At 69.5% G+C, this 13,501-nt stretch carries 12 protein-coding genes; 3 read left to right on the forward strand and 9 right to left on the reverse strand.

Translation table 11 applies throughout. The annotated features are described in order from the left end of the window. Positions 1-68 precede the first annotated feature (68 nt). From OG223_RS35035 to OG223_RS35050, 4 genes are all read right to left on the reverse strand, one after another. Positions 69-3,890 carry a multifunctional oxoglutarate decarboxylase/oxoglutarate dehydrogenase thiamine pyrophosphate-binding subunit/dihydrolipoyllysine-residue succinyltransferase subunit gene (locus OG223_RS35035; protein WP_329257297.1) on the reverse strand — a complete coding sequence of 1,274 codons (3,822 nt, stop codon included), beginning with the start codon at positions 3,888-3,890 and terminating at the stop codon, positions 69-71. Between the two features lie 281 nt (positions 3,891-4,171). Continuing rightward, positions 4,172-5,278 (reverse strand): sensor histidine kinase, encoded by a 1,107-nt coding sequence (locus OG223_RS35040; RefSeq protein ID WP_329257300.1) that lies wholly within the window; start codon positions 5,276-5,278, stop codon positions 4,172-4,174. Continuing rightward, on the reverse strand, positions 5,275-6,015 hold the full coding sequence (locus OG223_RS35045) for a response regulator transcription factor (RefSeq protein WP_200690846.1): 741 nt from the start codon (positions 6,013-6,015) through the stop codon (positions 5,275-5,277). The genes OG223_RS35040 and OG223_RS35045 overlap by 4 nt, the downstream gene beginning before the upstream one ends. 113 nt (positions 6,016-6,128) lie before the next feature. Beyond that, positions 6,129-6,806 carry a spermidine synthase gene (locus tag OG223_RS35050; RefSeq protein ID WP_329257304.1) on the reverse strand — a complete coding sequence of 226 codons (678 nt, stop codon included), beginning with the start codon at positions 6,804-6,806 and terminating at the stop codon, positions 6,129-6,131. Positions 6,807-6,938: 132 nt separating this feature from the next. Here OG223_RS35050 and OG223_RS35055 point away from each other — a divergent pair, with 132 nt between their 5' ends. Beyond that, positions 6,939-7,832 (forward strand): rhomboid-like protein, encoded by an 894-nt coding sequence (locus OG223_RS35055; RefSeq protein ID WP_329257306.1) that lies wholly within the window; start codon positions 6,939-6,941, stop codon positions 7,830-7,832. Between the two features lie 144 nt (positions 7,833-7,976). Beyond that, positions 7,977-8,507, forward strand: coding sequence for a TIGR03086 family metal-binding protein (locus OG223_RS35060; protein ID WP_329257309.1), 531 nt, complete (start codon positions 7,977-7,979; stop codon positions 8,505-8,507). Here OG223_RS35060 and OG223_RS35065 read toward each other — a convergent pair. The 5 genes from OG223_RS35065 to OG223_RS35085 form a co-directional block, all read right to left on the reverse strand. Beyond that, on the reverse strand, positions 8,483-9,268 hold the full coding sequence (locus OG223_RS35065) for a GNAT family N-acetyltransferase (RefSeq protein WP_329265637.1): 786 nt from the start codon (positions 9,266-9,268) through the stop codon (positions 8,483-8,485). The genes OG223_RS35060 and OG223_RS35065 overlap by 25 nt on opposite strands. Positions 9,269-9,696: 428 nt before the next feature. Then, on the reverse strand, positions 9,697-9,900 hold the full coding sequence (locus OG223_RS35070) for a hypothetical protein (protein ID WP_329257312.1): 204 nt from the start codon (positions 9,898-9,900) through the stop codon (positions 9,697-9,699). 29 nt (positions 9,901-9,929) lie between these two features. Further along, positions 9,930-10,355, reverse strand: a complete 426-nt coding sequence (locus OG223_RS35075) for a DUF4259 domain-containing protein (RefSeq protein ID WP_329257316.1) — start codon at positions 10,353-10,355, stop codon at positions 9,930-9,932. 129 nt (positions 10,356-10,484) lie between these two features. Continuing rightward, entirely contained in the window at positions 10,485-10,691 is a 207-nt protein-coding gene (locus tag OG223_RS35080) for a hypothetical protein (protein WP_329257319.1), read from the reverse strand. A gap of 42 nt (positions 10,692-10,733) precedes the next feature. After that, complete coding sequence (locus OG223_RS35085; protein ID WP_329257322.1) at positions 10,734-10,874, reverse strand: hypothetical protein; 141 nt, start codon at positions 10,872-10,874, stop codon at positions 10,734-10,736. Positions 10,875-11,069: 195 nt separating this feature from the next. Between OG223_RS35085 and lon the strand changes: the two genes are divergently transcribed. Then, complete coding sequence (gene lon / locus OG223_RS35090) at positions 11,070-13,487, forward strand: endopeptidase La (RefSeq protein ID WP_329257326.1); 2,418 nt, start codon at positions 11,070-11,072, stop codon at positions 13,485-13,487. Positions 13,488-13,501 lie beyond the last annotated feature (14 nt).

Consider the following 13,501-nt stretch of genomic DNA (forward strand, 5'->3'; position numbering starts at 1 on the left):
GGGCCCGCCCCCGAGTAACCGAACTCGGAGCCGGGCCCACCGTACGTACGACCAAGACGTGTCGAGACCTACGCCTCGAACACCTCCCGAACCAACTGCTCCTGCTCGGCCTGGTGCCGCTTGGCCGACCCCACCGCCGGCGACGAGCCGTGCGGACGAGAGATCCGCCGCAGGCGCTCCCCGTGAGGAACATCCGAGCCGACCGCCAGGTCCAGGTGGTCGATCAGGTTCAGGGCGATGAACGGCCAGGCGCCCTGGTTGGCCGGCTCCTCCTGGGCCCAGAGGTACTTCTCGGCGTTCGGGTACTTGGCGATCTCGGCCTGGACCTCGGCACCGGGCAGCGGGTACAGCCGCTCAAGGCGGATGATCGCCGTGTCCGTCGTGCCGCGCTTGGTGCGCTCGGCCTCCAGGTCGTAGTACAGCTTGCCCGTGACGAAGACGACCTTGCGGACGGCCGCGGGGTCCGTCACCGTCGCGTCGCCGATGACCGGGCGGAACTGACCCGTCGTGAACTCCTCCGCCTTCGACGCGGCGGCCTTGAGGCGCAGCATCGACTTCGGGGTGAAGACCACCAGCGGCTTGTGGTGCGGGTTGTGCACCTGCCACCGCAGGAGGTGGAAGTAGTTCGACGGCAGGGTCGGCATCGCGACCGTCATGTTGTTCTGCGCGCAGAGCTGGAGGAAGCGCTCGACTCGGGCCGAGGAGTGGTCCGGGCCCTGGCCCTCGTAGCCGTGGGGGAGCAGGAGCGTGACGCCGGACGTCTGGCCCCACTTCTGCTCCGCCGCCGAGATGTACTCGTCGACCACGGACTGCGCGCCGTTGACGAAGTCGCCGAACTGCGCCTCCCACATCACGAGCGCGTCGGGGCGGGCCAGCGAGTAGCCGTACTCGAAGCCCATGACCGCGTACTCGGAGAGGAGCGAGTCGTAGACGTTGTAGCGCGCCTGGTCCTCGGCGAGGTACTGGAGCGGGGTGTAGTCCTCGCCCGTCTGACGGTCGATGAGGACCGCGTGACGCTGGCCGAACGTGCCGCGGCGGGAGTCCTGGCCGGAGAGGCGCACCGGGGTGCCCTCAAGGAGCAGGGAGCCGATCGCGAGCGTCTCGCCCATGCCCCAGTCGATCGTCCCGTCCTCGACCATCGTCGCCCGGCGCTGCAACTGGGGCAGCAGGCGCGGGTGGACGTGGAAGTTGTCCGGGATGTTGACCTGGGACTCGGCGATCCGCTTGACGACCTCCGTGGAGATCGCGGTGTTGACCGCCACCGGGAACTCGGCCTGCGGGTCCGCCATCGGGGCGGCACCCGGCTGGGCGGTCGCCTCGCGGACCTCGGTGAAGACCTTCTCCAACTGGCCCTGGTAGTCCTGGAGGGCTTGTTCGGCTTCCTCGAGGGTGATGTCGCCGCGACCGATCAGCGACTCGGTGTACAGCTTGCGCACCGAGCGCTTCTTGTCGATCAGGTCGTACATCAGGGGCTGGGTGAAGGCCGGGTTGTCCGACTCGTTGTGACCGCGGCGGCGGTAGCAGATGAGGTCGATCACCACGTCCTTGTTGAACGCCTGACGGAACTCGAAGGCCAGCCGCGCGACGCGGACCACGGCCTCCGGGTCGTCGCCGTTCACGTGGAAGATCGGGGCCTCGATCATGCGCGCCACGTCCGTCGCGTACATCGACGAGCGCGAGGACTCCGGGGCGGCCGTGAAGCCGACCTGGTTGTTGATGACGATGTGGATCGTGCCGCCGGTGCGGTAGCCGCGCAGTTGCGACATGTTGAGCGTCTCGGCCACCACGCCCTGGCCCGCGAAGGCCGCGTCACCGTGCAGGGCGAGGGGCAGGACCGTGAAGTCCGTACCACCCTTGTTGATGATGTCCTGGCGGGCGCGGACGATGCCCTCGATGATCGGGTCGACCGTCTCCAGGTGGGACGGGTTCGCCGCGAGCGTGACCTTGATCTGCTCGCCGTCCAGGCCGGTGAAGGTGCCCTTGGCGCCCAGGTGGTACTTCACGTCGCCGGAGCCGTGCATCGACTTCGGGTCGAGGTTGCCCTCGAACTCGCGGAAGATCTGGGCGTACGACTTGCCGACGATGTTCGCGAGAACGTTGAGGCGGCCGCGGTGGGCCATGCCGATGACGACCTCGTCGAGGCGCGACTCGGCCGCGCTGTCGATGACCGCGTCCAGGAGCGGGATGACGGACTCGCCGCCCTCCAGGGAGAAGCGCTTCTGGCCGACGTACTTCGTCTGCAGGAAGGTCTCGAAGGCCTCCGCCGCGTTCAGGCGGCGCAGGATGCGCAGTTGCTCCTCGCGCTCCGGCTTGGAGTGCGAGCGCTCGATGCGGTCCTGGATCCACTTGCGCTGCTTCGGGTCCTGGATGTGCATGAACTCGATGCCGGTGGTGCGGCAGTACGAGTCGCGCAGCACGCCGAGGATGTCGCGCAGCTTCATCAGGGACTTGCCGGCGAAGCCGCCGACCGCGAACTCCCGCTCCAGGTCCCACAGGGTGAGGCCGTGCTCGGTGATGTCCAGGTCGGGGTGCTTGCGCTGGCGGTACTCCAACGGGTCGGTGTCGGCCATGACATGGCCGCGGACCCGGTAGGAGTGGATCAGCTCGAAGACGCGGGCGGCCTTCGTCACGTCGTTGTCGTGCGACGCGTCGATGTCCTTGAGCCAGCGGACCGGCTCGTACGGGATGCGCAGCGCCTCGAAGATCTCGTCGTAGAAGCCGCTCTCGCCGAGCAGGAGGTTCGCGACGATCCGCAGGAACTCGCCGGAGGCGGCGCCCTGGATGACCCGGTGGTCGTAGGTCGACGTGAGCGTCATGACCTTCGAGATGCCGAGCTTGTTCAGGGTGTCCTGGCTCGTGCCCTGGAACTCCGCCGGGTAGTCCATGGAGCCGACGCCCATGATGACCGACTGACCGGGCATCAGGCGCGGGACCGAGTGGACCGTGCCGAGGCCGCCGGGGTTGGTCAACGACACGGTGACGCCCGTGAAGTCGTCCATCGTCAGCTTGCCGTCGCGGGCGCGGCGGACGATGTCCTCGTAGGCCTGCCAGAACTCGAAGAAGTTCAGCGTCTCGGCCTTCTTGATGCCGGCGACGACGAGCTGGCGGTCGCCGTTGGGCTTCACCAGGTCGATGGCGAGACCGAAGTTGACGTGCTCCGGCTTGACCAGGGTCGGCTTGCCGTCCTTCTCCGCGAACGAGTAGTTCATCGACGGCATGGCCTTGATGGCCTGCACCATCGCGTAGCCGATGAGGTGGGTGAAGGAGATCTTCCCGCCCCGGGCGCGCTTCAGGTGGTTGTTGATGACGATGCGGTTGTCGAAGAGCAGCTTGACCGGGACCGCGCGCACGGACGTGGCCGTGGGCACCTCGATCGAGGCGTTCATGTTCTTCGCGACCGCTGCGGCCGGGCCGCGCAGCGTGACGAACTCCGGGCCCGCGGGAGCCTCGGTCGCCGGCTCGGCCTTCTTCGGCTGGGCGGCCGGGGCCGCCGCCTTCACAGGGGCCGGAGCGGCGACGGGAGCCGGCGCAGGGGCCGGAGCGGCCGCTGCGGGCGCCGGCGCGGGGACCGCCGGAGCCGCGGGTGCGGCAGGAGCAGCCGGGGCCGGAGCCGGGGCTACGGGTGCGGCCTGTACCGGGGGGGTGGGCGCTGCGGCCCCCGCGGCCGCAGTACCCGCCGAAGTCGAGGTCGGGGCGGCAGCCGCGCCCGGCTTGTAGTCGGCGAAGAAGTCCCACCAGGCTCGGTCTACCGAGTTCGGATCCTGGAGGTACTGCTGATAGATCTCGTCGACGAGCCACTCGTTGGGCCCGAACGCCGCCGCGGGATTCTTACCCGCGGCTTGGTCGGACTCGGTCGAGATGGTCGAGTTACTGGGGGACTGTGACGACACGGCGGCAACCGCCCTCTTCCGCTTCACAAGGTGATGGACAGCGGGAATTAAGGCTACGCCCCCATGACCGCCAAGGTCAGGTCGGGCCGGTCCATCGTCGCGTAAGTCACATCGGAAAGTGTGTTTCGAGGGCTGAAATGGCGGGAAACAAGCGTGGTTCCGCTGCGGAAGGGACGCATCGATGCGGGCCGGACGCGCCGACGGCGCGGGCCTGTGCCTGATCACACGTGTCCGTCAGCGCGGACTGCGGTGGATCTTGGGGCTCCGGTTCGAACTTTACGTCAACTTGGCACGGATGACAGTCCCGGGAGAGTGACGATAATCCTGCAGCCACGGTCGGATTCGGCCACACCGATCCGGCCGCCGTGCAGATCCACCGCCCAGCGGGCGATCGCCAGGCCGAGGCCCGTACCGCCGTCGCTGCCGGGTCCGTGCGGAGAGCTCACCGCTCCCCGGTTGAACCGCTCGAAGATGTGCGCCCACTGCGCCTTCGGGATGCCGGGCCCCTCGTCCAGGACCTCCAGCTCCAGCGACTGGGGCAGCGACCCGCGCCGCGCCTTGACCGTCACCCGGCCGTGCGCGGGGCTGTGCTTGACCGCGTTGTCGATCAGGTTGGCGACGACCTGGTGGATGCGCTCGGGGTCCGCGAGCGCGGTCAGCTCCGGCGGGGACACGTCCAGGTGCAGATGGACGTCCGTACGCGTGTGACTCCCGGAGCCCGACGCGATGCCCGCGCGCGCGGAGGCGACCATGTTGGCCTCCTTGAGCACGCCCGAGAGATACGGCCACACCTCGAAGCGGCGCGTCTTCAGCGGTACGACGCCGTTGTCCAGGCGGGAGAGGTCCAGCAGCGTCTCGACGAGCCGTCCGAGCCGCTCCGTCTGCTTCAGCGCCGTCCGCATGGTCTCCGGATCGGCGGCCGAGACGCCGTCGACGACGTTCTCCAGTACGGCGCGCAGGCCCGCGATGGGGGTGCGCAGCTCGTGCGAGACGTTCGCGACGAGTTCCTTGCGCTGGCGCTCCTGCGCCTCCAGCTCGTCGGCCATGACGTTGATCGTCCCGGCCAGGTCGCCCAGTTCGTCGCGGCGGTTCTCGCGCACCCGGCGCGTGTAGTCACCGTGCGAGATGGACCGGGCCACCGTGTTCATCTCGTCCAGCGGCGCGGTGAGCGAATGGGCCACGAACTGCGTTATCAGCAGCGTGGCGATCATCGAGAAGACCGTGATGAAGCGCAGCTCCGTCGCCGTGCGCATGGCGATCATCATCAGCCCGGTGGTGATGAGCACCGAGATGACGACCAGCGCGCCCAGTTTGGTCTTGATCGAGAACGGGCGTACGCCGCCCCAGGACTCCCCGGGGCTCCTCCGTGACGTCGGCCCTTCGTTCATGGCGTGGGTGTCTCCAGTGCGTAGCCGACGCCGTGGACCGTGCGGATCCGCTCGGCGCCGATCTTCCGGCGCAGCGCTTTGATATGGCTGTCGACGGTACGCGTGCCGGAGGCGTCCGCCCAGTCCCACACCTCGGCGAGCAACTGCTCGCGCGAGAGCACGGCACGCGGGGTGTTCGCCAGACACACCAGCAGGTCGAACTCGGTGGGCGTCAGGTGCACGTCCTCGCTGCGCACCCGTACCCGGCGCTGCGCGTGGTCGATCTCCAGCTCGCCGAGGCGCAGGATGCCCGAGCGCGGGGTGGACGCGGCCACCACGGCACGCTCCACCCGGCGCAGCAGGACGTGCACCCGCGCCGCCAGCTCCCGCATGGAGAACGGCTTGGTCATGTAGTCGTCGGCGCCGACCCCGAGCCCGACCAGCATGTCGGTCTCGTCGTCGCGCGCGGTGAGCATCAGCACCGGCACCGGGCGGGCGGCCTGCACACGGCGGCAGACCTCCAGCCCGTCGAAGCCGGGCAGCATGATGTCGAGGATCAGCAGATCGGGCTGCCAGGCCTCGGCGGTGTCGACGGCCGACGGCCCGTCGCCCGCGGTCTGCACGAGGAATCCCTCGGCCCGCAAACGGGCTGCGATGGCATCGACGATCGTCGGGTCGTCCTCGACCACCAGCACCCGGCGCTGCGCGCCGGGCGTGGCCGTGGCCGTACCGTTGTGGGAGGTCTGTGTCTGCTCCATCGCCCGCCCCTGAAGTGTGCTTTCCGGAACCAGTGGGGTGATCCCATGACTGCGCTTGACGCTTGAATGATCTGCGTCAGGGAAGCAGGGTACGGGGAGTAACGGCCGCTTTGCTATCCAGGTCGGACGGCGAGGTGCACGACGTCGGGAACGCCTCGGTCAACGGGGATCTCTTCGGTACGCACCCGTTGGAACCCGGCATTCCATAAGGTTCGCTCAAATTCCGGAGAGGGCTGCGCCGACCATACGGCGAGCACCCCGCCTGGCCTCAACGCCCTTGCACAGCTTGCCAGTCCGGCCGCTGAGTAGAGGCTGTCGTTGCCCTCGGTGACGGTCCAGCCGGGCCCGTTGTCGATGTCGAGGCAGAGCGCGTCGAAAGTGGCGCAAGTCTCATTGACGAATGTGACCAGGTCCGTTTTCACAATGTCGGTGCGGGGATCGCCGAAAGCGGCCGCGGAGAGGGCCGACAGCGGCCCGGACCGGTGCCACTCGACGATCGCCGGTTCCCGCTCCACGACCGTGATCCGGCCCCAGCGAGGATCGGCGGCGGCATGCGCGAGCGAGAACCCGACCCCCAACCCGCCGATCAGCACGTGTGGTTCGGGGCGCGAGTCGAGGGCGTCGCGCGCGGCGTCGACCAGCAGCCGCTCCGAGCGCCCGTCCGAAGTGTCCATCAGGAAGCACCCGTTGGCGATGATCTGCAGCAACTCCCCGTGCCGGCGCAGCACCACCTCGCCGTAGGGGCCCTCGCGACGGTCCAGGACAACGGGAGTGTCGTACGCGGTGGTCATCCGCGCACGGTACTCGCGGACGCGTGAGAAAGCTTTCGGGTTGCTATGAATCGGCTCTCGCGTGGCGTCGGTCATAGACAGCGGCAGGTGGGACGGCGAAGGGTGGGGTTGAAACGGAAGGAGCGCCTCACCGTGGAACGGACCGTGACGGCCGACACCCAGGCCTCCGCCGCGCCCCTGGCCGGGGAGGACTCCTCGCTGCTGGACGCGTTGCCGAGACAGCGGGAAGTCCCGGCGACGGGTGGGGAGTTGAGCTTCCCCGGTCCCGGCCCGGCGGCGGTGTCCGTCTCGGCGTCGACTCCCGCAGTACCCGCAGAGTCACGGATCGTCACCGTGTTCCGCCGCCTCCACCCCTGGCGCCTGCTGCCCACACCCACCGGCACACCGTTCACTTTTGCTTACGCGCTGCTGCTCGTCATCACGTCCCTCATCGCGCAGTACGCCGGTCCCACGCTGGTGAGCGAACTCCACCAGGCGTCCAGCACCGATGTCACCCACCTGGTCCGCGACCCGTTCCTCGTGCTGATCGCGAGCGCGTTGTGGATCGTGGGCGGGATGGTGTCGCCGTACGCGCTGCTCTTCCTGCTGGTCCTGACCGCGCTGGAACGCCGGATCGGCGGTGCACGGACCGCCGCCGTGTTCCTCTCCGGGCACATCCTGGCCACGCTCGCGACCGAAGGGACCGTAGGGATCGGGGTGTTGGTGGGCCACCTCCCCGACAGCTCGCTCCACCGCCTCGACTACGGCATCAGCTTCGGCGTCGCCACGAGCATAGGAGCGCTGGGCGGCCTGCTGCGGCCGTGGCTGGGCCTGCCGTTGATCGCCCTGTTCGGCTGGTCGCTGGTCTCCGACCTGATCGCGTTCACCGACCCCATGACGAACTGGGGCCATCTGATCTCGCTGACGATAGGCATCGCGAGCTGGCCGCTGATACGGCGGTGGCAGCGGGCCGCGGGGCTGGCTCGGGCGGCTCGGACGGAGGCCGCCCGGTTCGAGGTGGCCCGGGTTGAGGTCGGCCGGGTCTGACTTCCCGTCTCGCTGGAATTCTTCCCGCAAGGGTGTATTGATGGCGTGGAGAGCCGGTTGTGGTCCTGGACGGGGGAGGTCCGAGTGACGAATACGGATGCGGATACGGCAACGGATGCGGTACGGCGGATAGAGCGGGCGATCGTGGCAACTGGCTTGGTGGTGGCGGGAGTTGCCGAGAGCCAGTGGGTGCGTCCCACCCCGTGCGCGGAATGGGATGCCCGGGCCGTCCTCAACCACACGGTGGGCGGCATGCGCATCTTCGCCGCCGAACTCGACGGCACGGATCCGGGTGCCGAGCACGAGTCCGACTGGCTGGGAGCCGAACCCAAAGGCGCGTACGCCGAGGCGGCGGAGGTGGACCGCGCGGCCTGGAACCGTCCCGGCGCCCTCGACACCACGGTCCACATCTCGCTGGGCGCGCTGCCCGGTCCGACGGCCGCGCTGATCCACTTCACGGAGGTCTGCGTCCACGGGGTGGACCTGGCGGTCGCGACGGGCCAACAGGCGCTGGTGGACGAGGAGTTGTGCGCGGAACTGCTGTCGGTGATGCGGGGTCTGGGCGGCTTCGACGCGTACCGCGTGCCCGGCGTCTTCGGCCCGGAGGTGCAGCCGGCGCCGGGCGCGGCCCCGCACGGTCAACTGCTGGCCTACTTGGGCCGCACGGTCTCCTGATCCGGCTGATCGGTTTGATCCGGTGACCACACGTACGGCGTGGTCGTCGTGACCGCCCGGAACCCCAGCCGGCGGAGGATGGGCGCGCTGTCGTCCGAGGCGTCCACGTGCAGGTACGCGACTCCACGGGCGGCGGCGAGAGCGGCTCGGGTGGTGACGAGGGCGCGGTAGACGCCTTTGCCGCGCCAGTCGGCGACGGTCGAACCGCCGCGCAGCCCCGCGAACTCGGAGTCGCCGTAGAAGACCAGCCAGGCCGCGGAGATCACCTCGCCGTCCGCCTCCGCGACGTAGACCGCGATCTCGTCCGGCGTGGCGGTGATCCGGCCGAGCAGTTCGGTCGCCAGCCAGGTCAGGTCGATGCCCCAGATGGCCGTCTCCATGGCACCGATCCGCCGCAGATCCGCCTCGTCGGAGACCCGGCGCACGGTGACGCCGTCCGGCAACGCGGGCTTCCCTACGGCCAGTTCGTCGGCCCGTCCGATGAGGACCGTCTCCTGGTCCTCGGGCACGAAGCCCGCCGAGCGCAGGCGGTCGGTGAGGTCGGCCGGTTCGTCATGGCCCCGGATCTTCCATTCCACACGCTCCCCGCGAGCGGCGAAGAAGTCCCGCTGCCGGACGATCAACTCGTCGAGCTCACGCCCCCGTAGACCGACGTCCCGGGGCCCGGTCACAAACCCCCGGGTCTCCCCGACGATCCGCAGCAGCGGTCCGTCCTTCTCGTACGTCACCCCGGCGGCCGGCACGGGAGGCGCTCCGCGCATCTGCTCGTCGTAGGCGGCGAGGAGGATCTGTGTCTCGGTTTCCGTCTCTGTCACGGGGAGACGGTACGGGGTGTGTGAGCTGGGGCAACTGATTTACGGCGGGGTGCGCTGGTCCTGATGTGCCGTAGGAGGGCGGTGAGTTGGGGGCGAACATGCGCAGGTCCGCCGCGTGGAATTCCAGCTCGGCGAGGCCGAGTGCCCCTGTGGCGAGGGTTCCGCGGTACTCCTCCCACCATCCGGACCTGCGGTCCTGGGCCATGCCGACCAGGGCGTCGACGTACGACTCGTCCGGTGCGCGACAGATCGCGGCGAGGGTACGCACCTGGTGCCCGCTCACTGCGAAGCGGGCCAGTTCCACCGGGCTGCCCTCAGATGTACGCCGAAGGCGGCCTCGCCCTCGTGGAGTTCTGAGCCGATGCCTGGGGGAGTCAGGAGTAGAAGCCTCGGCCATATTCGTCCCGGCCCAGCGTGAAGTCGTGCGGACGATCGCGGCGTAGCTCCTCGTACCGCTCCGCGAAGACATCGAGCGCCTGGGGAAGGGTGCAGCCCCGGGTTTCGCGGATGATGATGAGCGCATGGACGATCCGGTGTTCCAGGATGTTCCGGTCCACGCTTTCGGGCAGTTGTTCCATGGCGTCGTGAGACTACCCGGCGCGGATGATCAGGTCAGGCGGAGTTGTTCTCCCGGCGGCCGGGGCGTGAGCGTGGCGCGGAGTCGGTCGATGGTGGCGTGCCAGGGGTTGTCGTTCGGCTCGCCCCAGAGTTCCAGGAGTTCGGACGGTTCGGTCATGACGCGTTCGAGGGCCTTCAGGGCGAGGGCGCGCAGGCCGGTGAGGTCGGGGACGGGCTCGTCCGGGCCGTAGTGGGGGTGGGCGGGCTCACCGCCAGGGCATTGCGCGGCTACCAGGGCCGCTGCCGCGATGGCTTCGTCGCCCACGTCCGCGTCGAGGTACTCGGCGGTGCCGGCCGTCCGGGCGAGGGTGTCCCGCACGAAGCCCTGACGCGCGTCCGGCGACGCGTCGTCGAGGTCGCCGCACCAGTCCGCCGCGGTGTCGTTGTCGAAGGGGCCGACGTCCCAGGTGCCCATGCGTCTCTCCTGCCTCTCCCGAGCGTGATGGCGTCACGTCCCGGCATCGTGGCAGGGGCCACTGACATCGGCCGCCGGGAGCGGGTGCCGAGCCTTGCGTGAGCTGCTCGGGGCCGCCGCACGCCCGGGCTACATCGTGTGCACCTCGACCGAGAAGCCGCGGGCGAGGACGCTGTTGAGGTGTTCGGCGTGCGCGCCGAGCCATTGCTCGGTGGGGATGCCGGGGGCGCTGATCCCGAGGAGTACGTAGTCGTCGGCGTCCTCGGTGCTCTGGCCGCAGATGCAGCACGAGAGGCGCTGGAGCATGGTGTTGGCGGGGCTGGTGGCGCTTGGCATGAGCGGCAGAGTAGTGAGCATGGGTCGCTCGGCGAATGGGGATCACACCGGTGGCGCCGTCGTCACGACTCCTTCGATGGATCTGAAGGGATGCATGACCTCGCCGCCGGCGCTCGTCCGGTCGGTGAGCAGTGCGGCGATGTCGGGCTGGGACGGATGGTCGTCCGCGGGCTGCCGGAGCACCCGGTTCTCCCCGGCGCCCCGCCCTGCCGTAAGAGCCCCATTCCCCCGGGAAGCCCCCACCCCCTTTCCGTGTTGACCTGCACGGAGGCGGACCCCCTCTCCCTGATCGCTCACGGCGAACAACGCCTGGGGAACAATCGAAGGCGCCCAAGCATTGAGTCGGCATAGCTCAACTTGACTGCCTAAGGGGAGATCATGGCTTCGACGTCCACACCGCTCACCCTGCCCGTGCTGCCGCTCGACGACGAGGTCGTGCTGCCCGGAATGGTGGTTCCGCTGGACCTGAACGACACCGATGTACGCGCCGCCGTGGAGGCCGCCCAGGCCGCCGCGGGGTCCGAGCCGGGAAAGCCCAAGGTCCTGCTGGTGCCACGCATCGACGGGACTTACGCGAGCACCGGCGTGCTCGGCACCATCGAGCAGGTCGGCCGGCTGGCCGACGGCGACCCGGGTGCGCTGATCCGCGGCCGTAGCCGCGTGAAGATCGGGGCCGGGACCACCGGTCCCGGTGCCGCGCTCTGGGTCGAGGGCACCGCGCTCGACGAGAGCCTGCCCGAGCCCTTGCCCGGCTCCGTGACCGAGCTCGTGAAGGAATACAAGGCGCTGGCCACCGCGTGGCTGCGCAAGCGTGGGGCCTGGCAGGTCGTCGACCGCGTGCAGGCCATCGATGATGTGTCCACGCTTGCCGATAACTCCGGTTACTCGCCTTTCCTCACCACCGACCAGAAGATCGAGCTGCTGGAGACCGCCGACCCGGTGGCCCGGCTGAAGCTCGCCACCCAGCACCTGCGCGACCACCTCGCCGAGCAGGACGTTGCCGAGACCATCGCCAAGGACGTGCAGGAAGGCGTCGACAAGCAGCAGCGCGAGTTCCTGCTGCGGCGCCAGCTCGAAGCCGTCCGCAAGGAACTGCGCGAGCTGAACGGGGACACGAGCGACGGCGAGGAGTCCGACGACTACCGTGCCCGCGTCGAGGCCGCCGATCTTCCCGAGAAGGTCCGTGAGGCCGCGCTCAAGGAGGTCGAGAAGCTGGAGCGGTCCAGCGACCAGTCGCCCGAGGGGTCGTGGATCCGCACCTGGCTGGACACCGTTCTCGAACTGCCGTGGAACGAGCGGACCCAGGACGAGTACGACATCCAGGGGGCCAAGGCGATCCTCGACGCCGAGCACGCCGGTCTGGAGGACGTGAAGGAGCGCATCACCGAGTACCTGGCCGTGCGCAAGCGCCGTAGCGAGCGCGGGCTGGGTGTCGTCGGCGGCCGGCGCGGCGGTGCCGTACTGGCCCTCGTCGGTCCGCCCGGTGTCGGCAAGACCTCGCTCGGCGAGTCCGTCGCGCACGCGATGGGCCGGAAGTTCGTCCGGGTCGCGCTGGGTGGGGTTCGGGACGAGGCCGAGATCCGTGGACACCGGCGTACGTACGTGGGTGCCCTCCCGGGCCGTATCGTCCGCGCCATCAAGGAGGCCGGGTCCATGAACCCGGTGGTCCTGCTCGACGAGATCGACAAGGTGGGGTCCGACTACCGGGGCGACCCGGCCGCCGCCCTGCTCGAAGTCCTCGACCCCGCGCAGAACCACACCTTCCGCGACCACTACCTGGAGGTCGAACTCGACCTGAGCGATGTGGTGTTCCTGGCGACGGCCAACGTGCTCGAAGCCATCCCGGAGGCGCTGCTCGACCGGATGGAACTGGTCCGGCTGGACGGCTACACCGAGGACGAGAAGGTCGTCATCGCCCGTGACCACCTGCTCCCGCGCCAACTGGAGCGGGCGGGGCTCAAGGACGACGAGGTCGTCATCGACGAGAGCGCGCTGCGCAAGCTCGCCGGTGAGTACACCCGGGAGGCGGGCGTCCGCACCCTGGAGCGGTCGATCGCCCGGCTGCTGCGCAAGATCGCCGCACAGCACGAACTGGGCGAGCGGGAGCTGCCGTTCACGGTGACCGACGCCGACCTGCGCGGTCTGATCGGCCGGCCGCACCATGTGCCCGAGTCCGCCCAGGACCCGGCGGAGCGCCGCACGGCGGTCCCCGGTGTCGCCACCGGCCTCGCGGTCACCGGCGCCGGCGGTGACGTCCTCTACGTCGAGGCGTCGCTGGCCGACCCGGAGACGGGCGCGGCGGGTCTGACCCTGACCGGTCAGCTCGGTGACGTGATGAAGGAGAGCGCGCAGATCGCCCTGTCGTTCCTGCGCTCGCACGGCGCCGAACTGGAGCTGCCCGTCGGCGACTTGAAGGACCGGGGCGTGCACATCCACTTCCCGGCGGGTTCGGTGCCGAAGGACGGCCCGAGCGCGGGCGTCACGATGACGACGGCCCTGGCGTCGCTGCTCAGCGGCCGACTGGTCCGCACGGACGTGGCGATGACGGGTGAGGTCTCCCTGACCGGTCGGGTGCTCCCGATCGGCGGTGTGAAGCAGAAGCTGCTCGCCGCGCACCAGGCCGGGGTCACCACCGTGATCATCCCGAAGCGCAACGAGCCCGACCTGGACGACGTCCCGGCCGAGGTCCTGGACAAGCTCGACGTCCACGCGGTGACGGATGTCCGCCAGGTCCTGGAGCTGGCCCTGTCGCCCGCGACGAACGGCGCGACGTCGGAGGTTCCGGTGGCGGCGTGACGGACGCCACCGGT

It is taken from the genome of Streptomyces sp. NBC_01478 (genome assembly GCF_036227225.1).
Lineage (GTDB): Bacteria > Actinomycetota > Actinomycetes > Streptomycetales > Streptomycetaceae > Streptomyces.

Excerpts from the sequence above, each read along its gene's own strand:
- OG223_RS35040 (WP_329257300.1), bottom strand. The coding sequence starts at position 5,278 with ATGAACGAAGGGCCGACGTCACGGAGGAGCCCCGGGGAGTCCTGGGGC.
- OG223_RS35045 (WP_200690846.1), bottom strand. The coding sequence starts at position 6,015 with ATGGAGCAGACACAGACCTCCCACAACGGTACGGCCACGGCCACGCCC.
- OG223_RS35050 (WP_329257304.1), bottom strand. The coding sequence starts at position 6,806 with ATGACCACCGCGTACGACACTCCCGTTGTCCTGGACCGTCGCGAGGGC.
- OG223_RS35065 (WP_329265637.1), bottom strand. The coding sequence starts at position 9,268 with ATGCGCGGAGCGCCTCCCGTGCCGGCCGCCGGGGTGACGTACGAGAAG.
- OG223_RS35070 (WP_329257312.1), bottom strand. The coding sequence starts at position 9,900 with ATGGAACAACTGCCCGAAAGCGTGGACCGGAACATCCTGGAACACCGG.
- OG223_RS35075 (WP_329257316.1), bottom strand. The coding sequence starts at position 10,355 with ATGGGCACCTGGGACGTCGGCCCCTTCGACAACGACACCGCGGCGGAC.
- OG223_RS35080 (WP_329257319.1), bottom strand. The coding sequence starts at position 10,691 with ATGCCAAGCGCCACCAGCCCCGCCAACACCATGCTCCAGCGCCTCTCG.
- lon (WP_329257326.1), top strand. The coding sequence starts at position 11,070 with ATGGCTTCGACGTCCACACCGCTCACCCTGCCCGTGCTGCCGCTCGAC.